Origin of the sequence: Mesonia hippocampi (assembly GCF_014197445.1) — a bacterium.
Lineage (GTDB): Bacteria > Bacteroidota > Bacteroidia > Flavobacteriales > Flavobacteriaceae > Mesonia > Mesonia hippocampi.
Window position 1 is genome coordinate 375,770 of record NZ_JACIFO010000001.1, and the last position, 20,968, is coordinate 396,737.

The 20,968-nt window shown below is 31.9% G+C and carries 17 protein-coding genes; 8 read left to right on the forward strand and 9 right to left on the reverse strand.

What is annotated here, in order from left to right; genetic code table 11:
* Positions 1-55: 55 nt before the first annotated feature.
* From GGR32_RS01765 to GGR32_RS01775, 3 genes are all read right to left on the reverse strand, one after another.
* Positions 56-2,449 carry a T9SS type B sorting domain-containing protein gene (locus GGR32_RS01765; protein WP_183475725.1) on the reverse strand — a complete coding sequence of 798 codons (2,394 nt, stop codon included), beginning with the start codon at positions 2,447-2,449 and terminating at the stop codon, positions 56-58.
* A 74-nt stretch (positions 2,450-2,523) separates the two neighbouring features.
* A complete protein-coding gene (locus GGR32_RS01770) occupies positions 2,524-3,360 on the reverse strand; it encodes an ABC transporter permease (protein WP_183475727.1) in 837 nt (278 codons plus the stop codon).
* Positions 3,361-3,363: 3 nt separating this feature from the next.
* Positions 3,364-4,263 (reverse strand): ABC transporter ATP-binding protein, encoded by a 900-nt coding sequence (locus GGR32_RS01775; RefSeq protein ID WP_183475728.1) that lies wholly within the window; start codon positions 4,261-4,263, stop codon positions 3,364-3,366.
* 102 nt (positions 4,264-4,365) lie between these two features.
* On the opposite strand from GGR32_RS01775, the gene GGR32_RS01780 reads away from it, so the two are divergent.
* The 6 genes from GGR32_RS01780 (at position 4,366) to GGR32_RS01805 (ending at position 9,708) form a co-directional block, all read left to right on the forward strand.
* A complete protein-coding gene (locus tag GGR32_RS01780; protein WP_183475730.1) occupies positions 4,366-5,439 on the forward strand; it encodes a hypothetical protein in 1,074 nt (357 codons plus the stop codon).
* Between the two features lie 171 nt (positions 5,440-5,610).
* Entirely contained in the window at positions 5,611-6,708 is a 1,098-nt protein-coding gene (locus tag GGR32_RS01785; RefSeq protein WP_183475732.1) for a helix-turn-helix domain-containing protein, read from the forward strand.
* A 127-nt stretch (positions 6,709-6,835) separates the two neighbouring features.
* Positions 6,836-7,621, forward strand: coding sequence for an SDR family NAD(P)-dependent oxidoreductase (locus GGR32_RS01790; protein ID WP_183475734.1), 786 nt, complete (start codon positions 6,836-6,838; stop codon positions 7,619-7,621).
* Position 7,622: 1 nt separating this feature from the next.
* Positions 7,623-8,588 carry an NAD-dependent epimerase/dehydratase family protein gene (locus GGR32_RS01795; RefSeq protein WP_183475736.1) on the forward strand — a complete coding sequence of 322 codons (966 nt, stop codon included), beginning with the start codon at positions 7,623-7,625 and terminating at the stop codon, positions 8,586-8,588.
* Positions 8,589-8,594: 6 nt separating this feature from the next.
* Entirely contained in the window at positions 8,595-9,257 is a 663-nt protein-coding gene (locus GGR32_RS01800; RefSeq protein ID WP_183475738.1) for an SRPBCC family protein, read from the forward strand.
* A gap of 1 nt (position 9,258) precedes the next feature.
* Positions 9,259-9,708: a DUF2062 domain-containing protein gene (locus GGR32_RS01805; protein ID WP_183475740.1), complete on the forward strand. Its 450-nt coding sequence runs from the start codon at positions 9,259-9,261 to the stop codon at positions 9,706-9,708.
* A gap of 136 nt (positions 9,709-9,844) precedes the next feature.
* Here the strand turns inward: GGR32_RS01805 and GGR32_RS01810 are convergent, their stop codons facing one another.
* Complete coding sequence (locus tag GGR32_RS01810; protein WP_183475742.1) at positions 9,845-10,162, reverse strand: MerR family transcriptional regulator; 318 nt, start codon at positions 10,160-10,162, stop codon at positions 9,845-9,847.
* 104 nt (positions 10,163-10,266) lie between these two features.
* Here GGR32_RS01810 and GGR32_RS12010 point away from each other — a divergent pair, with 104 nt between their 5' ends.
* Positions 10,267-11,487, forward strand: a complete 1,221-nt coding sequence (locus GGR32_RS12010) for a cysteine hydrolase family protein (protein WP_246415150.1) — start codon at positions 10,267-10,269, stop codon at positions 11,485-11,487.
* 400 nt (positions 11,488-11,887) lie between these two features.
* On the opposite strand, the gene GGR32_RS01820 is transcribed toward GGR32_RS12010, so the two are convergent.
* A complete protein-coding gene (locus GGR32_RS01820; protein ID WP_183475744.1) occupies positions 11,888-12,391 on the reverse strand; it encodes a hypothetical protein in 504 nt (167 codons plus the stop codon).
* 449 nt (positions 12,392-12,840) lie between these two features.
* Here GGR32_RS01820 and dcm point away from each other — a divergent pair, with 449 nt between their 5' ends.
* Positions 12,841-14,112 (forward strand): DNA (cytosine-5-)-methyltransferase, encoded by a 1,272-nt coding sequence (dcm, locus tag GGR32_RS01825; RefSeq protein WP_183475746.1) that lies wholly within the window; start codon positions 12,841-12,843, stop codon positions 14,110-14,112.
* Here the strand turns inward: dcm and GGR32_RS01830 are convergent.
* From GGR32_RS01830 to GGR32_RS01845, 4 genes are all read right to left on the reverse strand, one after another.
* Positions 14,058-14,768 carry a PmeII family type II restriction endonuclease gene (locus GGR32_RS01830; protein WP_183475748.1) on the reverse strand — a complete coding sequence of 237 codons (711 nt, stop codon included), beginning with the start codon at positions 14,766-14,768 and terminating at the stop codon, positions 14,058-14,060. The genes dcm and GGR32_RS01830 overlap by 55 nt on opposite strands.
* 981 nt (positions 14,769-15,749) lie before the next feature.
* Entirely contained in the window at positions 15,750-17,213 is a 1,464-nt protein-coding gene (locus GGR32_RS01835; protein ID WP_183475750.1) for an oligosaccharide flippase family protein, read from the reverse strand.
* Positions 17,206-18,504, reverse strand: coding sequence for a glycosyltransferase family protein (locus GGR32_RS01840; protein ID WP_183475752.1), 1,299 nt, complete (start codon positions 18,502-18,504; stop codon positions 17,206-17,208). The genes GGR32_RS01835 and GGR32_RS01840 overlap by 8 nt, the downstream gene beginning before the upstream one ends.
* A complete protein-coding gene (locus GGR32_RS01845; protein ID WP_183475754.1) occupies positions 18,504-20,948 on the reverse strand; it encodes a YfhO family protein in 2,445 nt (814 codons plus the stop codon). Before GGR32_RS01845 ends, GGR32_RS01840 begins: the two co-directional genes overlap by 1 nt.
* Between the last annotated feature and the right edge of the window lie 20 nt (positions 20,949-20,968).

Consider the following 20,968-nt stretch of genomic DNA (forward strand, 5'->3'; position numbering starts at 1 on the left):
TAATTAGTATTTTATTAATAGGAGACCTCTATAAAAGATTTTACAAATAATTAACCTAACGGTTTAAGTAAACCCAACCTTTATAAGTTCCGAATTTAGCATCTTTGGTATCTAACACATAAAAATAAGTTCCTGTGGGTAATTCTTCTCCTTGATTTAATAAACCACGATTACTGGTTCCGTCCCAAGCTTGTGTATGGTTCCAACCTTCATAAATAAGGGTTCCGTACCTTGAGAATATTTTTAAATGAAAGTCTTCAAAAATATCATAAAGACCGCTTATAAAAAAAGTGTCGTTTACTCCGTCTGTATTTGGAGAAAATCCTTGTGGAATTCTAGGAGGGCATTTTTCTGTTATTAGAGAAACTTTATAGAATTCACCACAATAATCTATATTTGTAGGATCGTTTTCATAGCTTCGTATGTAAATTTCGTCAAGTTTTTTTATATTGGTATAACTTTCAGGATTAGTGATGTTTACAATAAATTGAGAAACTGCCAAAGCTTTTGTTTCAAAATACAAATAATTACCTTCGGGTAAATAATTTTCTATTTCGGTGAGCTTATAGGTACCTATTTTTTTACCTTCATTACAAGTGGTAAGTGGTGGTAATGTTGTTAAAGTACCTCGATAACTTGATAGCTTAAAACTCGCAATGGCATAACAAGCTGGGTGTAAATTATTTTCTACCCGGTAATAAATGGTTAAGGATTGCTCATCGAGCATAACTTCTTGGATATGATTTAGGTTAGCTTCGGCATCGGTTTGGTTTTGAAAAAATCGCACAGCTATATCGGGCTGATTGTCTATGATTTGTTGTTCATTTATAGCTAAAGAATAAGCTAGAGGTGTTTCCGAAATACCTAAACAAATATGTTGGTCTGGAATAGGTGTTGCTGTGGGTTGATAATATAGATCTATCATAAAAGAGGTTATCCTATAGCAGCTAGGGTCTGCTTCATCATAAATGCGTATATAAATAACTTGCGGCAGATTGTTGGTAAGGTAATCTGTATAATCAGGGATGGGATTGTTTGCATTTTCGGCGTCGTTTAAACTGGCATAAAAACTTGCATCAAGACTTGTTTGATTTCCTAATACCAAGTGGTAGTTTTCGGTAAAGTTGTAACTCGAAATTCCGTCATTAGAAGAATCGTCACATTGAATTATATCTACAGGTGTTTTTGCTATTTTTAAAATTTTTAAAGCAACATTTTTTACAGCGATGTTATCATCTTCATTCGTTTCTGGGATAATACTATTTCCATTTAAATCTTTATTTACAATGAGTTCGAGTGTAAAACTATCAGGAATGTTTTGAGGAATGTTAAGGGTATAGGTGTAAGTTTCAGACCCATCTATAGGAATATCATTTTGCGTACTGGTTTGCCCAACCCAACTGGTATTTGCATAAAAATCTATTTGTGTTCCTGCGGGTAAAATTCCGGTACAATTGTTATTGGTAATGGTATAATCTATCAGAATATCTCGTGAGCCACAATCTGTAATAACGGCATTAATGATAGGAGAGGGGTTAGGTACTTCGCTATTTAAAACAGTTACCACATTGTTTATCATGATGAAATCTCCATTGATGCCATCTCCAGAAGTTAATTCGATAATTGCCGAAGTATCACCAATATTTATATTGTTTTCTATGTCATAAACGTCCAAATCCATATTGTATAAATTGGACATGCCTGTGTAACTATTAGTCCCGTTAAATGCATTATTTGCAGGATTTAAAGGCGTACTTAAAATATTTCCATTAATTCTTAAGGTCTCGTTTATAGCCAAACCTTCATCACCTTCCCAGGCTAAAAAACCTATTTTTGCACCAATATTATCAACAACGTTTAGGTTATCCAGTACTATTTGCAGGTTATTTACTGTAGCATGTACACCTTGTAGACCGTCATAAACGCTTACTTGATTAAGCGGAAGAGAAGCATCTTCATAGATAATAATAATGCTCCAACCAGCAAAGTTTGTCGCATTATAACAATAGGTAGGAATAACATTTGTTAAGTCTAAATCGCTCAATGTATAAGTGCCATTTCCGGTTGTGGTTACTTGTGTGGTAACATCGGTAAAGGCTGCAAAAAAGGGAAAGCTTTGCCCAGAAAAATTAAGCGTGTATGCAAAAGTTCTATCGGCAGTAATGGATTGGTTATTGAGTTTTACCGAAAAATCTCCTGTTCCCGAACCTGCCCAGTATAAATAAGCAGCAGTAATATTTTGTGTAGGTAATAGCGATAAACTTGCACTTGCCGAAGTTAAAATAGTACAAGAGGTTGATTGAGTTTCATTATTTTCTGCATCATTAAGAGTATTGCCTATTGCTGTATAATCATAATGCCCATTAAACTGGGTGTATAGCTCTATATCTTGTGAAAAAACAGCTAAACTCACTAAGCTTAACCATAAACTAAAGTAAATATTTTTCAAAATAAGCCGTATTTTTAGTTTTATTGTTTAAATATAACTAAAAATACAACTTATTTAACATATTTTAATAAAAATTACAAATCCCTCCGTTTTATTATTTTATACGATAAAAATATAAATATACCTGTCCATACACACACAATAAGAAGTTGTAATATACTAACTGAAGAATCCCAATTTACATCGGCACCAATTTGAGAAGCTGATGCTTGAACCACATTTAACCTTGTAAAAGGTTGTTTTACGAGGTTTGAGATGGATTCTAAAGGTAAAAATTGACTTATTTTATTTGCGATTAAAGAGTCTTTAAAAATTACAAATTTTAGCACCCCAATAATAATACTTTCGGCAATCCACCATACAAACAGAAACCCCAAGGCAAAAGCAGAACGCTTTATCCATATTCCTAAAAACAGACAAAAGGCAAAAAAGCCTACTAGTTTAATAAAGTAAGCAAAAAGGTATTCTAAATCAGAAAAAATAATGCTAAACTCTGTGTATGAAGAAAAAATAAGTCCTAAAACAAAAGACACCAAAAATATAAAAAGGGTAGAGGCTAATGCAAAAAGAATTACCGTATAAAATTTAGACAGGATAAACTCTTTTTTACTCAAGCCATCAATCAAGTTTTGTTTTAACGTTCGGTTGCTGTATTCGTTAGCAACCATCGATACAATGATGACCGCCATAAATATTTTTAAAAATGAAGCAATATAGGTATTAAAATGCCAGATATAAGGAAAGTTAAATATGCCTTGTTCTGCAAGATGAAATTCTACAAATCCTAAATTAAATTTTATAGAAGCTATCAACGCTATAAACATAAACAACCCAAAATAAATAATGAGTAATGCTTTAGCCGATTTGCTATATTTTATTTTCTGTAATTCTATAGTAAGTAATCGTAACATAAATTATTGATTGGTAAGTTGTAAAAATTGTTCTTCTAAGCTTTCTTTTCGTTTTATTAAATGTGATAGAAAAATGCCTTTTTCTACAAACATTTTATTCAAGGCATCGGCGGCAATGTTTTCGGTTAAATTGGCGGTAATGATATGATTTTCAGGATCTACTTTTTCGGCTGTAAACCAAGAGTGATTTTGTACGATGCTTAGCAAATCTTCATGATTTTCTGCTTTAAGCTCAACATATCCAAAACTTGCGTTTAATTTATCTACGCTGCCGGCATAAAGCATTTTTCCTTTTCTTAAAATAATTACATGAGAGCACACCTTTTCTACTTCATCCAAAAGGTGAGAGGCGAGAAGTATGGTAGTTCCTGTACTGGCAATTTTTTTAATAATTTCTCTTATTTGATGAATTCCTTGCGGATCTAGCCCATTGGTTGGTTCATCTAAAATTAATATTTCGGGGTCATTAAGTAGTGCCGAGGCAATAGCTAAGCGCTGTTTCATCCCTAGCGAATAGGTGCTAAACTTATCGTTTTTACGTTCTAATAAGCCTACAAGTTCAAGCTTTTTATCGATATTTTCTTCGGTAACTTCTTTAATTTTACAAACCAAAGCTAAATTTTGATAGGCCGTCATGTACGGATAAAAATTAGGCCGCTCGATAATGGCACCTACTTTTTTTAATGCTCGATGAGTAGAATAAGATTTATCGAACCAATAAAAATTGCCACTGGTTTTATTTACAACATTAAGCACCATGCCTAAAGTAGTAGATTTTCCGCTTCCATTAGGACCAAGAATACCATAAACATGTCCTTTTTCTATGGTAAAGGAAACATGGTCTACGGCGGTTAAAGCCCCGAATTTTTTGGTAAGTTGTTGTAAACTAAGTATTGTTTTCAAAATAATAATTGGTTTTTCTTTATACTTTCAACGGCTAAAGTATAATTTTGTTACAAGAAATAGAATCTTTATTTTATCAGAATAAAAAATTAAAACAAAGAAATGCCTGAAGAAGAAAAATTAATGTCGAGAAAAAAGCCAACATTTCCTATTAATGAGCGTTTGGATAAATACCTCATAAAATTTAATAGAAATACTAAAATTCCCGTGTTTTATGAGGATTTGTTACGTTTTTCTGGTTCTATAACCGTTTATGATAGGCACGATGAAGACACCCTTTGGGTACGTTGCTATTATGCAGACCATGAGCGTACAGAGATTGATAATAGTTTAAAGCGAGTATATACGATTTTACACTCTGATGGTAGCGATGATTCTTTTCAGTACTTAAATGTAGATGCTATAGATTATTGTACTTTTGGGAACTCTAAACCCTTTAGAATCAAGGTTAGAAACATTCTTAACGATAGTTTTACTTATTTTTATGTAAAAAAAGCAGATGCTTCGCGTATTTATGGCTTAGAAATAGAGCATATTTTATCGCCGCACCGTATTAATTTCCTTATTTATAAAGATACACTCATCGAAGAGCACATTGCTGGTATTCCTGGCGATGTTTTTATAAAAGAACACTTGCCTTTATGTGAAGAATATGCAAAAACACAAATCGCAAAACAGTTTGTAAAGTTTAACGAGCGTTGTACGTTACGGCTGTTAGGCGATATGCGTTCTTATAATTATGTAGTGATTCCAACACACGATTTTGACCATATTTCTTACCAAATACGTGCCATTGATTTTGACCAGCAATGCTACGAAGGAAATTTAAAAGTATATCGACCACAATTTTTTAAAGAAAATTTTGTGATGGTAAAATTGGTTTCAGACAGACTAGAAGCTTCATCTATAGCGCAATACCAACGTGAAGAACGCTCGCAAGTAGCAAAACGACTTATAAGTTCTCAAAAGCGGTTTCGGGAGTTGATACGGTGCATGACACATGATCATATTTCGACTACCAAAAATGTAAAGCAACTTAGAAAGGATTTGGTAGAATATTCTAAAGATATTCGCTTTAAACGCGCCAAAACTATGGGGAATATTCTAAAAACAGCGCTGGAGTTTGTAAAACGAAATTATCAAGACGTTAACACAAAAGAAAGTATGGAGTACTAAAAGCTAGGTATATTTATTGTTTCTTTTGTATTAATAAATCCTATTTTACATAATATACATTATAGTGCAACTATATTTAAAAGTGATTATGGTCTTTATCGTTAAAATTTGTTTTTAATCTTGTTGTTATTAAGATTATCTAATTGATGTATATTTACATAAAAAAGATAAATGTTAATTCACTTAATCCAAATACTTGTTTTTTCCTCATTAATACTGCTTTCTTTTATCATGCTTTCAAATCCGTTGCGGGTAAATAGAAAAGCTAATATTTGGTTTGGAATAACTTTGTTTTTATGGTCAAGTTTTTGGTTAGAAGAAATTATACTGCTAACAAAGGCAGAACCTTTTGGCGATATTTTAAACTTAGTAATTTCATTTATACAGTTTTTTACACCTATATTTTTGTATATCAGTGTTTTGTTTTTTTCTAATCCTAATTATAAATTTTCACTTAAAGACAGCGCTGTATTCATTATACCAATAGTTTACTTAGTTGCAATTATTTATAATTACCTCTCGGTTACTAATTATCAGTTATTATTAGTAACATTAATACTTGTTAATGCAATTGTGTTTATTACAAAATCGTTTTTAAGGCTTCGTATTCATCAGCGAAAAATAACTTTGTTTTCATCCAATACTGACGAAATTAATTTAAAATGGTTAGAAAATATTATTCTGGTAATAATGGCTTTAGTTTTAATTATAAGCGTTTTTAACCTTATTTATATTGGGCTACCCCTAAACTTATACTTAAACATTATTACACTAGGCGTTATCTTGTTTATGACTTACAACGCCTTAAAACAAAAAGAAATTTTTCCAACCAACCAGAAGCATCGCGAAGATATTATTGCGATTGAGAATGATGATGATGATGAAACCGATACCACTAAACGAAAAATTATTAAAGACAAAGAGCTTGTTCTGTTAAAAGCTAAATTAAATGCTTTGATGAAAGCTAAACACTTGTATTTAGATAACGATATCAATTTGGCTTCTTTAGCAGAAGAAATGCAAATAACATCGCACCAATTATCGTATGTTATTAATAATGGATTTAATCAAAACTTCTATCAGTTTATTAATACGTATCGAATTGAAAAAGCAAAAGAATTATTATTAGACAAATCTTCACAAAATTTGACCATTTTAGGAATAGCTTACGAATCTGGTTTCAATTCTAAAACAGCATTTAATACTACATTTAAAAAATTTACCAACCTTACTCCTACCGAATTTAAAAACCAAAGTTCTACTTTATAAACAAGAACATAGTTTATTTTTAAAAATTTAATTATCAGCTAAATAAAAACCTGTTCTCATTTATAAATAAGAGCGTAAAAAGTACACTCCTACTCTACTTTTGTAGTACAACTTTTAAGTGAAAACTATGAAAACAGATTCGGTAAACTCATTTGCGGTGATTACAGGCGCAAGTCAAGGCTTAGGAAAAGCGTTTGCAATTTCATTGGCAAAAAGAAAGCATAATGTTGTTTTAATTAGTCTTCCAAACCAAAACTTAGAAGAAGTAGCAAACTATATCAAAACGAAATATAATGTTGCAGTAGCTTACTTTGAAACCGACCTTTCTTTAGATGAAAATGTAACTGCTATAACAAAGCATCTTAATGAGAATTATGCTATTCATATTTTAATAAATAATGCAGGAACTGGAGGCACAAGAAAAATAGATAATGTATCACTTGATTACATAAATACTATTATTCAAGTTAACGTAAAAGCTACCACAGTATTTACACATCAATTATTACCAAACTTAAAAAAACAACCAAAATCTTATATACTCAATGTTTCGAGTATTGCAGCTTTTTCGCCTGTTGGTTACAAAACAGTTTATCCTGCATCCAAAGCATTTATACATTCATTTTCATTAGGCTTATCTGAAGAATTAAAAAACAGCAATGTATCTGTAAGTGTTATAAACCCTGGTGCAATGAAAACAAACCCTGAAATTACAGCACGTATTGAGAAACAAGGCTTTGTAGGAAAATTAACCTTATTAGAGCCTAGGAAAGTGGCCGAATATTCTTTAAGAAAAATGTTTAAAGGCACTACTTTTATTTTAGTTAACCCAGTAAGTTGGTTTATCTCTACACTTCTGCCCAACTGGATTAAGGTACCGATGATGACTAACATTGTAAAAAGAGAGGCTTAATATGAAACGCGTATTTGTTACGGGAGTTAGTGGTTTGTTAGGTACAAATTTGTGTCTTGATTTGTTACATAAAGGCTATCGTGTTATTGGTCTTGTTAGAAATAAAAATAGTTACAAAGGAAAGTATCATAAAAACTTAGAATTAATAGAGGGGCAGTTGTTTGATGATTTTTCGTCGGTTTTAAAAAGCGTAGATGTTGTTGTACACATCGCAGCTACTACCAGTCAGAGTTTAATCAATTATTCAAACTATTGGAAAATAAACTGTCACGCCACTATACAATTGTATAACACGGCGATTGTTTACCAAGTAAAACGCTTCATTTTTATAAGTACTGCCAATACTTTAGGCTTTGGTTCATTAAAAAAATTGGGGACAGAACAACACAAAATAAACCCTTTGTTTAAACAATCGCATTATGCAAAAAGCAAACTTGAGGCAGAAAATTACTTACTCAAAAACAAACACAAAATAGACACCGTAATCATAAACCCAACCTTTATGTTAGGCGCCTATGATACCAAACCTAGTTCAGGGAAAATAATATTAATGGGATGGAATAAACGACTGATTTTTTATCCTCCTGGAGGGAAAAATTTTGTACACGTCAAAGATGTGTCATTTGGGATTATAAAAGCTATTGAAAAAGGGGGTTCTGGAGAAAAATACCTTCTTGCCAATACAAATTTAAGTTACAGAGAATTCTTTACAACTCTCAATCGACTAACAAATCAAAATCCAATGATGATACAAATTCCAAAACAGCTTCTTATCACGATGGGTTACTTTGGAAACCTCCTGAGAAAGCTGAAAATAAACACAAGCCTAAGTTTAACAAACACAAAAATTTTATGCATAGAAAACTACTTTTCTAACAACAAGTCTATAAAGCAATTGGATATGAGCTATCAACCTATTGAAAAAGCGATAACTGATGCCGTAGATTATTTTCAAACACAAAAATAGATCATTATGTTTAGAACAGTAATTTTAATTACAGTAGCAGCTATTACTACTGTTAAAGCACAAACTAAAAATGAGTTTTTAGATAAAATTAATAGCCTTGAAGGACTGGTTTCCATAGCTCAAAAAGGGAAATGGGAAGAGGTTAATAACAAAGATGGAGTAAGCATTAATTATAGGGATTTAATAATTGCAGATACTATCAAAACGCGACAGCTTTTAGTAAAATTTAGATTAAAATCACCGAGTATTGACTCGCTTATTACCCAGGTTAAACTACCAAAGCATATCAAAATTTGGAATGATGGCGTTAGTGATGTTAAAATTCTTGAAAATAAAGACACAAAATGGATTTCGCACACAACTTACAACATCCCATTCCCTTTTAAGCAGCAAGATTTGGTAACACAATCTACACTAACAAAAAAGGAAAATACAATCATACTTTCTTCTAGATCCTTACCAAATTATATAAAACAACAGGAAGGCGTTAAGCGCGAAGGCTATAATTTTTCTGAATGGCGTTTTAAGGCTATGGCAAACAGTATTGTAGAAATTGAATTTTGTGCAATCTCATTTACGCCACCTAGATTCCCTAAGTTTTTGAGAGATCCTATAATTCAACGAACGCTAATTAATTCATTTGTAAACTTAAAAGAAAAAGCTTTGTAGCATGAACAATCCAATTAAAAAATTTAAAAGACTCTTTAAAATTGAAGATAGCCCAAAAGTTATCGCTAAAGGTTTTGCTCTAGGCTCATTTATAGGGATGATTCCTATCCCAGGGTTTCAAATTTTTGTAGCATTTGGTTTTTCAAAACTTTTTAAAGTAAATACAAAAGCAGCCTGCATAGCGGTGTTTAATACCAACCTCTTTACTGGAGCATTTATATTTGCTTTTAACTATTGGCTTGGTAAAAAAGTATTAGGAATCACATCGTCTTTTGAAATTCCTAAAACAATAAACATGCAGTTTGTTAATACTATTTTAAAAGCTGGTTCAGAGGTATATATCTCGCTTCTAGTTGGTGGTATCATGACTGGATTGGTTTTTGCAATTATATCTTACTATATTTTAAAGCGATTTATTGAGAATAGCCAATTAAAAGAAAGCAGGGTATAAATAGTTCTATACATATTACTCCTCTCCTATTGTTGTTTTATGTGAAGCATATTCATTAACTCAATAGCCAAAGCAAAGTAATATAACGCAGAACATTGTTATACAAACCAACCAAGCTTAGCTTATAAACCTTAACTTAATCATTTTCTTTTTTATTCAACTTGTTTAATGTTTCCTCTATCATTTGCATTCTATTTTTAACTTTTTCAGCAGCAGCGTCTAAGGTGTACCCTTCATCCAAAAGTTCTTTAATTAGCAGCATTTTTTTGATGTTTTTATAGTTGTATCGTCTGTTTTTTCCTTCCTTTTCTGTTAAACTTTCAATTATTTTTTTTTCTTCCCAATACCTAATCTGCCTAGTTGGTATATCTGTAATTTGTGAAACTTCACCAATACCCACAACTAACTTTTCCAGAAAGTCAAAATCAAACGATAAATTTTCCTTTTTATCCATTTTGTAAATTATTTACAATTATTGTTGCGAATATATAAAATTTGTTGTTGTTTTGAAAATTGTAAATAATCTACAATTATTGTAATTAAAAAACAAAAAGTAACATGAGAAATCTATTATTAATTTTAATGACTGTTATAACGATGTCGGTAACAACAGCACAAGAAATTCCCTTTGAAGAGGTTAAACCTTACTTGGAGGCTTTTCAATCACAAGTGAAAATTCCTGAGAATTTTCATTTTCATAAGGTGACAAAAGTAACATCACATGGTGTAGAAGCTTATTTGTTCAGGTATCAAAAAGACGAAAACAAAGGGCTTTCTGGAGAGCACTTTTCTTTTTTAATGTCTGTGGCTGAAAAGAAGATTTTAGGGTTTACAAACATGAGCAAGAAGTACAGTAACTTAAAAATGCTTACAAGGAAAGAAAGTGAAAAAATAGCTAAAAACTTTCTAGTTAAAGTAGACAATTCGTTAGCGAATGATTTGAAAAATCTATGGATTGAGCGACATGATGAACAAATTTTTATAGATGGAGGAAAGGCGACTACCATTGCAGGAATGAAATACAAATGTTATCGTTTATCAAAAGATGATTATGCTTGGGTAATTGTTGGTTTTGATGGTTCAATCATCACTTTTGAAAGAGATATTAAATGGAATACAGAAGAACAAAGAAGAGTTACCGAAAAGTGGCTGCACGACAATTGGCTGTTGGAAAACAAGGTGAAAAATAAAAGTAAATCGGCGTTGTTGTTAATTGAAACTCAAAATGAATGGATGCATCGTGATGGAAAACTACGTAAAGCTTTGGTGGAAAATGAAGAAATGATGCTTAATTCAATCCATAACATAGAGAAATCGTTGGTATATGCTCGTAAACAAAACATTCCTGTTGTTTATGTTCGCTTACAATTTGAAAAGGGGTATCCAGAATTAGCGAATGGAAAAAGTGGTTTGCGAAAAGCAATACCCAATGCAGGAACGTTTCAAAAAAATAGTTTTGGATCGGAGTTTTACAAATCGGTAAAGCCTTTAGAAAACGAATTTATTGTATCTGGTCGTATGGGAGCAAGTGGTTTTGCTGGCTCAAATTTAGATGCTTATTTGAGAAATAATAAAATTGAAAACCTTTATTTAACGGGCTATGCATCTCATGTTTGTGTAGAGAGTACTTTGCGTGAAGCTCATGATATTGGTTATAATACTTATATTATATCAGATGCAACTGCAGCATTTAATAAAGAGCAACAAACCTATTTTTTGAACGAAATCGTACATCATTTTGGTGAACATTTAACTACAGAAGAGTTTGTAAATGAATAAAGAAGTGAAAGGAAGGTTTTAGTATTAATTACGGTATTTTTTCAATTTTAAAAATCAAAGGCTTAGAATCTTTATCTAACAAAAAGATAGATATTCCAGCTAGAATCCCAATCCATAGCTTGTTGTGTAAATCTTTTACTCTTTTAATAGTTAAAGTTACAGCGCTGTAAAATAAAATCTACAGGTAAATTAGGGGTACTAAATGGTTTTACAATTTGATGTGTTGCTAGTAAGTACGTACCTTTAGAACTTATGGTTGATGTTACACTAGTATTTATAATTAAATCACTAATGGTACTAAAAGTTAGCAAGAATAAAATTATTATACCCAATAAAAATTCTTGCTTACTAATTGTTTCTCTTGGATCAAATAGTAATTTTAGTATTTTGTAATTCATAGCTATTGTATTGGAGTGTCATCAGTAAAAGGTGAAAAGTCCATTTGATAATTAATATCATTATCCTCAGGATTTTTAAATACAAAAACCATTTTATTTTCGCTTAATTCTAGCAAAGTAGCCTCTCTTGTATAATCGCCTTCAATTACGAGCTGCATATCATCTAGGTAATGTTGTTTGTTTATAGTTTCAAATAACAAGTGGGCTCGATTGTAATGAAAATATGCACTATCGTACTGTTCTGTATTCTTATATAAATTGGCATAGCTCCAATGCGTATCGGCTAAAGTGAAAGTATCTTTAACCTCCTGAGCATATTTATAAGCTTGCTGATTTATTTTTTTAAACTTTAGGGTGTCTTTTAACTGTAAATAACGATAAGCAATAGTACTTAACTTTTTAGACAATAATGTATCTTTAGGATAGTTGTATACATCTTGATAAGCTTTTTCTAAAAAATACATACGCTGGGTAATAGTGTAATCCTTATTTTTAAAAGCAGACATCCAATATTGAAGACTATCTGATAGAATAGCTGTAGAATTACTACTATTAGTTGAATTAGATGCAACAGTACATCTAAAAAATAATATAATAATTATACCTAAAAAAATAAAAGCTTTAAAATAGATTGCATAGTTATAACAAATCTACAAAAAAGAAGTTTTTATTCTAACTAAAATATATACATCCCTCTTGCAAAGCTCTAGGTACTCTATTGTTTATAAAAAAACAGGGAACATTTGATGAGTAAGGCAAACTTCGCCAACTTATGGCTAATCTTGAGTAATTAGTAAGCTCAATTATATTGTTTATTTATGACTTCATGATATAAATAGCTAATAGATAAACACTGTGCATTAGTTTATAACAAAGCCATCAACTTTGATTAAAAATACGTTTTTTATTCTAATTTTTATATTAAATTTGTAACCAATGTATAAGGTTGAGTAACATGGTTATTAAAGAATATTATTCGCTTTCGGAAGCGGCAGAAGTATTAGGCAAAAGTAAGGAAACTCTACGAAGATGGGATAGAGACGGTAAATTAAATGCTGTTAGAGAACCAATAAGTAACTATAGAGTTTATAGAAAAGAAGACATTGATTCTTTAATAGAACCTTTATTAACAGAGATAGATAATAGTATTGATAATACTGAACTTCCACTTAAAGATTACAAAGTGATAGAATTATTTGCTGGGGCAGGTGGCCTGGCAATAGGCTTGGAACAGTCGGGGATTAAATGTGCAGCATTAAATGAAATTGATAAATGGGCTTGTAAAACTTTAAGAGAAAATAGACCCAATTGGAATGTTTTAGAAGGAGATATTAAAGATTTTGATTTTACAGAATATGAAAATAAAATAGAGATAGTTACAGGTGGTTTTCCTTGTCAGGCGTTTAGCTATGCTGGAAAAAAATTAGGTTTAGAAGATGCTCGGGGAACTTTATTTTATGAATTTGCAAGAGTAGTAAAAGAAGTTAATCCTCTGATTTGCGTTGGCGAAAACGTTAAAGGTTTACTTTCTCACGACAAAGGTAAAACTTTGGAGGGAATGATTTCTATTCTAGATGAAATCGGATATAATGTTGTTCCTGTTCAGGTATTGAAAGCTATTAACTATAAAGTTCCTCAAAAAAGAGAGCGTTTAATTTTAGTAGGAATAAGAAAAGATATAGCTGTTAAATATGAATATCCTATACCGTATAATACTATTTATAATTTATCCGATGCACTTAAAAAAGGAGAATTGTATAACACAGATGTCCCTAAATCTAAAGGCTCTACATACCCAGAACATAAAAAACAAGTTTTGGATTTGGTTCCCCCTAAAGGGTATTGGAGAGATTTACCACTAGATATACAAAAAGAATATATGGGTAAGAGTTTTTATTTAGGTGGAGGAAAAACAGGTATGGCGAGAAGAATTGGTTGGGATGAACCTAGTTTAACATTAACTTGTAGTCCTGCACAAAAACAAACAGAAAGATGTCACCCTGACGAAACTCGCCCTTTTACAGTTAGGGAATACGCCAGAATACAAACGTTTCCTGATAATTGGAAGTTTTCAGGTTCTGTGTCTCAACAATATAAGCAAATTGGAAATGCTGTGCCTTGTAACTTAGGCAAAGAGTTAGGGTATTCTATTATTAAGTTCCTAAATAATGTCTATTCAAAGTCAAACAAGTCTGATTCTTCTATCTCTTTTGCTAAAGTCATGTAACCTTTTTTAAAGAAATCTTCTGTATCTATATTTAAAATCATTTTGTCAAGATTTGAAACGAGTTTATTGTAAAAATCTGGAAACCCTGTGAGTCTATGCCAAAATTCTTCCCCAATTATTACAGGGAATTGTTTATCTATTTTTTGATAGTGTTGACTCAACTGTTCTTTGTCTCCGTAAAGAACACCTAAAATTAGGTCAGAATTATTCAGTTTCATAGAATTTGTTCTAGCCAAATTTGTCACCGTTGTAAATTTCCTTAATAAAGGATTTACATCTTCCGAGTTGATTGTATTCGGGCCTGATTTGAGTTGGCACCATTTTTTTCTATTATCAATTTTATCGATGAATTCTATATCCATGCCTTTTATAAGCGAGCCTTGTGCAAGCCCTAGCTCTACAAACATATTTTGAATTCGTGTTCCAAAAGAGGTATTTATAGATGTGCCTAAAATTCTAGGGTAATAAAGCGCTTTTGCTATTCCAATTGGCGTAAAATCGTTTTCCAATAGCTTAGATAAATACTTTACTATAATTGGATTTATTTTGTATGATTTAAGTTTTGAGTGGGTTTTTAAAGAATTTATTTTATGGTTATCAAAAATTTTCTCTTTAAAATATACTGTGATTATATCTAAAAGCTCGTTTTCTTTCATACTTCAAATATAACCAAATTGTCAGAGCATTGTTCGAGAATAGTTCAAGAAAAAAAGTTGATATAGCACTTTATGATATAAATAGCTAATAGATAGACGCTGTCCATTAGTTTATGACATTGCCATCAACTTTTATTGGGCAACGAATTTCCAACTATTAAAACACACTATTAAAAATAAATTCATAAAATACAATGTAGTTTAAATAGTAAGAAAAAGATGTACATATAAAATGAATTAAGCCTAATACGATGAATAAAATTACCAATTTATAGCTATTACATAATTTATAATTTAATCTTAGCGTTAAATATGATATAAAAACAATTATAAACAAAAACACTACAGTATAAACTGTTGTCAACTCTAAACTTCTATCACAAAGAGGTGGGATTAAATTTAATAATAGACCTAAATTTATGGTATAAATTGCCATTATAATACCAAAAACTAAAAGATTTAATTTTTTACTACTCTTATAAATATAAGCAGTGGTTAATATTAATGCTGTATAAATTATAGCACTAGGAATTAAATAAATCAAACTTTTTAAATCTTTACTTATCAAGTAAAGATTAACCCTTGAAATAAACCAAACTAAGAGAGAACAAATAATGTTTACTTTCAGTAACCACCAAATATTTATACCTTTAGTTTTCAAAATTGATTGTATTATAAATTTCTACCCTAGTTTTATAGATAAGCTTTTAAAGTCCTCATCAAGTTTATTAACTATAGCAATAAATATATGACTTTTTATTTTGCAATTATCAATAAATATGAATAGTATATAAATATTTAATAAAAAATAAATAAATTACTCAATATACTTCACTTCCTTTATAAAGTATTTTCAAGATGTCTTTAGTTTGTGTCCAATGTTTTTATAAGAAATATTGGAGGTACATTGGACCTATATTGGACTCACCTTGCACTTACCTAAGCTTTTATAGCTGCTTTAATGCTTAATGATATCTTCGATTACTTTACAAAAAATAGCAGTTTTTTAATAAAAGTATTTAGCTCTTCAGAAAATTTAAACATATAAGTTAAAAACGTATAAATCAATACAATAATTACCGATTTTATCGCTATACCAATCCATACACTAACTGTCAAATCTATGGTATAGCTTAAGTAACTTATGGTGAAAATAACAGCCAATTGCAATAAAGTTTTTAAACTAAATGGCTGTATATGAAGCTTTTTTTGAATAATAAACAGCTTTAAACTGTTGTAAATACCAAAAGCTATAAAACTTGCCAAAGCTGCACCTAGCATACCTAGTTTCGGGATAAACACCCAATTAAACAACACAGCAAATAACACCACCAATACGCCTATAAAAAGCACCCGCCTATAAAAATCAGCGTTAAATATAATGGCATTGGCATTGCCAAGCATATTTTCATACAGTTTTATAACACATAAAAGCAATAAAACCCATATTCCTAAATCGTAATTTTCTGGAATTATCTGATACAACTCTGTGGTATTTCCTATAATTAAACAAAATATTAATCCGCTAATAATAAGCAAGTTAGATGAGCTTTTTTTATATAAAACGCTCAACTCTTCTAGTTTATTGGTATTTAGCAGCTTAGCACTTACAGGATTTGCTATTTGATGTAAAGCCCGTGCAGGAACAGCAATAACCGATGCTATATAAACCCCTATGGCATAAACCGATATTAATTCTATAGGAATAAAACGTTCTAGCATCACTTTATCGAGTTCTAACAAAACCGTAGCGACCGAACCTGCTATAAAAATAAGTGCCGAGTAATTGAGGATACTTTTAAAATTTTCGGGTAAGCTAAACCTTATTCTAGGAGGAATAAGCCAAAAAGCATACGCCATGATAACCAACATTCGGAATACATAAACCCCAACCATACACCAAATAAAACTTGTTATATCAAGGTGGTTTTTATAAACTAAAAAAAGTAAAACACTAATGCTTACACGATGAAAAACCTCTTTCATAAAGTTTCCAAACACACTTTTTAGCTTTAATTTACTCCAAGCAAAAAACAACTCGAAATAAGCAATAGCTAAAGCGATAAAGTACATACTCCAAATGTAAGGTTGTACCAATGCATTTGTTTGGTAATAACTTGTAATTTTATCAAAAATAAGCAAGCCTACACTCCCACTCACCAAAGCGATAAATAACGGAAAAAACAAGGCTAAACTAAGTAGTTTTTCTTGTTCTATTTTAGAGGTATATCCGCTATAAAACTTAATAAGTGTGTTTTGTATTCCAAACCCCATAAAAGGCCAAACCAACGTAGCTGCCGAAAGCAAGTAAGAAACAAGTCCGTAGTTTTCTTGCGAAAAAAAACTGGGGTAAAAAAACAAGGTGTTTACTGCTCCAAAAGCAAAACCAATATAAGTGGTTAGCATATTGGTAATAGACTGGCTAAATACGATATTTTTACCCATTAGGCAGTTGTTTTAGTGCTATTGCCAGTTGCTTAGTGAGTGCTTTTCGGGTAAAATTTTCGGTAAACCTAGCCGTAGCTTTTAAGTTAGCTTCTTGATAAGCTTTAAAATAAGCTGCTATACTATCTTTTAAAGCTGTTTTATCTTGATAGGTAAAACAAGACTCCGCTCCTACGGCTTTCATCACTTGGTTTACATCCCATTTTTCAGGGCCAATGGCAATAATAGGTCTCGATGTGTTTAAATACTCAAACAATTTACCCGGAATTATCCCGCGAGTTTCTACCGAATCTATTTCAATCAGCAATAATACTTGACTTGTGTTTTGAAATAATACCGCTTCTTGATGTGGAAGGTAACCCAAATTTTCTACAAAATCGGTTAAATGATATGTCGCTAAGCTCGCTAAAACCTCTTTACTTACTTTACCGATAAAGCGTAATTTAAAGTGTTTTTTAAACTCCGTATTTTCTTGTAATAACTCCTGTATCACCTTCCATAAAACCAAAGGGTTTCTATCTGATAATAAAGAGCCTATATGTGCTAATGTAAAGTTTTTATCTAAAGGTTTCTCAAGTACTTCTTTAGGTTCAAAACCATTGGTAATTACTTGTATAGGCGTTGTTGTTTTTTCCGAAAACTCCTGTTTTGTAGTGTAGCTTGTGGTTAAAATTAAAGAAGCTTTATCTAAAACCTCTTGCTCTAAATGCAAGTGTTTTTTATGTGCTTTTTCCGTTAATTTTAATTTTTTATGATAGCCAATAGTTGTCCAAGGATCTCTAAAATCGGCCACCCAATTCATTTCATTTTGTTGTTTTAACTTTAACCCAATAAGGTGTAAACTGTGTGGTGGCCCTGTTGTAATAAGCGTTTTAATGTCCTTGTTTTTAGCTAAAAAATCGGTTAAATATTTTACAGCAGGTTTAACCCAAAATATACGTGCATCTGGAATAAAATAGTTTCCACGTATATACAGCATTAACTTTTGTGTAAAGGTCTGATTTTCTTCTTTTTCTATAATTCCCGAACTAATGCTGTTGGTTTCTTTTTTTCCTAAAAAAGAAGCCCATTGGTAGGGCTCAAAAATAGGAAACTTCAGCACTTCTACCCCATCGGGAATTTCCTGTTCAAAGCTTTTATCAATAATGGGGTAATTGGCATTTTCGGGAACAAAAACTACAGGTTTAATTCCATTTTGGGGTAAATATTTTACAAAATTTAACCAACGTTGTACGCCAGGACCACCGGCGGGAGGCCAATAATAAGCAACAATAAGTACCCTAGTTTCCATTAGTGAGTAACTTTTTGAGCATGTTTATTTTTAATAAACTGCCATATTCCTATTGCTAATAATATAAGTAAAAGCCCTAAACTTATTAAGGTAATCATACTCCCGGTGGTAATTACTTCTGGCTCAAAACTAAAACTGATGTTATGATTTCCTGCTGGAAGTACTGCTGCTCGTAACACATAATTTACAGGAAAAATATTTACCGATTCGCCATTGTCTATGGTAGCTTTCCATCCATGTGGATAATACATTTCAGAGAACACCGCAAGCTGATCTTCTTTTGCTTCGTAGGTATAAATCAATTTATTAGGCTGGTAAGAAACCAGTTTGATAGAAGCCGTTGTATCGGTTTTAAAGTCTTTCTGCGGAAGCTTTGTAGCATATTCCTTTGTTATTACAGCCGTTGTTTTGGTGTTTATTTTATTTAAGGCAAGTATCTCTTCGTTAGGGCTTTCTACCGTTTGCAACTCATTTACAAACCAAGCATTTCCGTTTGTATCGGGATTAGGTTCGGCTATGCTTTCTCTTTTTTCCCTATCTTCCATCAAAATATACTTTACGTGAAGCATATTTAACACTTGCTGATTTCCGTTATAAACATGAAAATCAAACAACTCCTGCATGCGTCCTGGTTTGGCAGCATGATAACCGCCTAAAGAATTATGAAAAAAAGAAGCCCTTGCCGAATTTAGCGGACTATCGGTAATGTCTAATACGCGGTAATGCGTTGTATCTTTTAGCACCTCTTTATCGGCTTGTGTAGCGATAAAAGGACGTTCCATTTCGTGTTTATTTACAAAATCTTCGGTATTTACATAACGCCAATCTACATTTACTAAATCGACAACCAACAATAGGCCTATAAGGGCAATACCTGTGTTTTGCTGAAGCTTCTTGGTAAGATAAGCCCAGATTACCCCTGCGATTAAAAGCACGAAAATAAGGCTTCTAAGCGTATCGGTTGTGAAAATGTTTTTTCTATCTTCGCGTAATGCACGTACAAAATCTACCCCTAGCTGGTCTATCATAGCGGCATCGCTGCTTCCTGTAAAATCAAACAGCATTGACTTTAGCAGTAAAAAACTGATAGAAATTCCTCCTACAATAATACTACTCCATTTTAACGCATGGAGTTTTGTTTTTTCGGAGATATCCTTAGCAAACAATTTCGATAAGCCTACAATAGCCAAAACAGGAAAACAAAGCTCCATAATTACTTGGATAGACGATACGGCCCTAAACTTATCATAAAGTGGCACGTAGTTGATAAAAAACTTTGTTACAAAAGCTAAATTGCTTCCCCAAGATAGTATCAATGCTAACAACGACCCGCCTACAAGCCACCATTTTAATCTTCCTTTTATTAAATACAAGGCAAAAATCATTAAGAAAATAACTCCTGCTCCAATATATGCCGGTGCTCCAATATAAGTTTGGTTCCCCCAATAAGTTGCCGCTCTACTAGAAAAGTATTCTGCTTGTTGTGGCGAAGCTCCTAATTGTATAACGGCTTTATACACTTCGGAATCTTTTCCTAGGTTTTCGGCACTAGAGCCTCCCATAAACCTCGGTATAAATACATTCAAGCTTTCTAAAATACCATAGCTATACTCTGTAATATATTCATAAGAAAGCCCACTTAGTTTTTCTTTTTCATTTCCATCGGGGTCAATGCTTAGTCCTGTATCTCCACGTGTACTAAAGTCCGAATATTCTTTTGTAGCTAATAGGTTTGTAGCATTTGTACCTACGGCAATAAGTACCGCCACCAACATAATGCCTATGGCCTTAAAAAACTGCGGTAGTTTTTTCTTTTTATAAAAATCATAAAAGTATGCTACTCCCATAACCAGCACCAACAGTAATAAATAGTAGGTCATTTGAAAGTGATTGGCATTAATTTCTAAAGCCATTCCTAAACACAACAAAATAGCCCCTAGCAAGTACCGTTGCCTAAAACAAAGCACAATTCCACCCAACACCCATGGCATATAAGCAATAGCATGTGCTTTAGCGTTATGCCCTACGCCTAAAATAATAATAAGATAGGTAGAAAACCCAAAAGCCAACGCGCCAATTGCGGCTAGCTTATAATCTATTTTTAAGCATAATAGAAAAATATACAGGCCTATAAAATAAAGAAAAAGATAATCGGCAGGGCGTGGTAAAAAACGCAAACCTCGATCTAGTTTTTTTATGTAATTATACGGATAGTTGGCACCAAGCTGATAAGTGGGCATCCCTCCAAAAGCAGCATCTGTCCAATAAGGTTCTTCTCCGGTAGCTTGCCTAAAGTCATTTTGTTGCTTCGCCATCCCTACATATTGTGCTATATCGCTCTGAAAAATAACTTTTCCAGACAATACGGGATGAAAATAAGCTAAAGAAATAACGATAAAGCCTAGCAATACTAAGCCATGTGGAAGTAACTTTTTAAAATTCATTAAGCTGCTATTTAAATACA

What these genes read in the sequence shown, in the direction of transcription:
- GGR32_RS01805 (WP_183475740.1), top strand. Translation starts at nt 9,259, where the DNA reads ATGAACAATCCAATTAAAAAATTTAAAAGACTCTTTAAAATTGAAGAT.
- GGR32_RS01845 (WP_183475754.1), bottom strand. Translation starts at nt 20,948, where the DNA reads ATGAATTTTAAAAAGTTACTTCCACATGGCTTAGTATTGCTAGGCTTT.
- GGR32_RS01835 (WP_183475750.1), bottom strand. Translation starts at nt 17,213, where the DNA reads ATGGGTAAAAATATCGTATTTAGCCAGTCTATTACCAATATGCTAACC.
- GGR32_RS01820 (WP_183475744.1), bottom strand. Translation starts at nt 12,391, where the DNA reads ATGTCTGCTTTTAAAAATAAGGATTACACTATTACCCAGCGTATGTAT.
- GGR32_RS01840 (WP_183475752.1), bottom strand. Translation starts at nt 18,504, where the DNA reads ATGGAAACTAGGGTACTTATTGTTGCTTATTATTGGCCTCCCGCCGGT.
- dcm (WP_183475746.1), top strand. Translation starts at nt 12,841, where the DNA reads ATGGTTATTAAAGAATATTATTCGCTTTCGGAAGCGGCAGAAGTATTA.
- GGR32_RS01785 (WP_183475732.1), top strand. Translation starts at nt 5,611, where the DNA reads ATGTTAATTCACTTAATCCAAATACTTGTTTTTTCCTCATTAATACTG.
- GGR32_RS12010 (WP_246415150.1), top strand. Translation starts at nt 10,267, where the DNA reads ATGAGAAATCTATTATTAATTTTAATGACTGTTATAACGATGTCGGTA.
- GGR32_RS01830 (WP_183475748.1), bottom strand. Translation starts at nt 14,768, where the DNA reads ATGAAAGAAAACGAGCTTTTAGATATAATCACAGTATATTTTAAAGAG.
- GGR32_RS01780 (WP_183475730.1), top strand. Translation starts at nt 4,366, where the DNA reads ATGCCTGAAGAAGAAAAATTAATGTCGAGAAAAAAGCCAACATTTCCT.
- GGR32_RS01800 (WP_183475738.1), top strand. Translation starts at nt 8,595, where the DNA reads ATGTTTAGAACAGTAATTTTAATTACAGTAGCAGCTATTACTACTGTT.
- GGR32_RS01790 (WP_183475734.1), top strand. Translation starts at nt 6,836, where the DNA reads ATGAAAACAGATTCGGTAAACTCATTTGCGGTGATTACAGGCGCAAGT.
- GGR32_RS01810 (WP_183475742.1), bottom strand. Translation starts at nt 10,162, where the DNA reads ATGGATAAAAAGGAAAATTTATCGTTTGATTTTGACTTTCTGGAAAAG.
- GGR32_RS01795 (WP_183475736.1), top strand. Translation starts at nt 7,623, where the DNA reads ATGAAACGCGTATTTGTTACGGGAGTTAGTGGTTTGTTAGGTACAAAT.
- GGR32_RS01770 (WP_183475727.1), bottom strand. Translation starts at nt 3,360, where the DNA reads ATGTTACGATTACTTACTATAGAATTACAGAAAATAAAATATAGCAAA.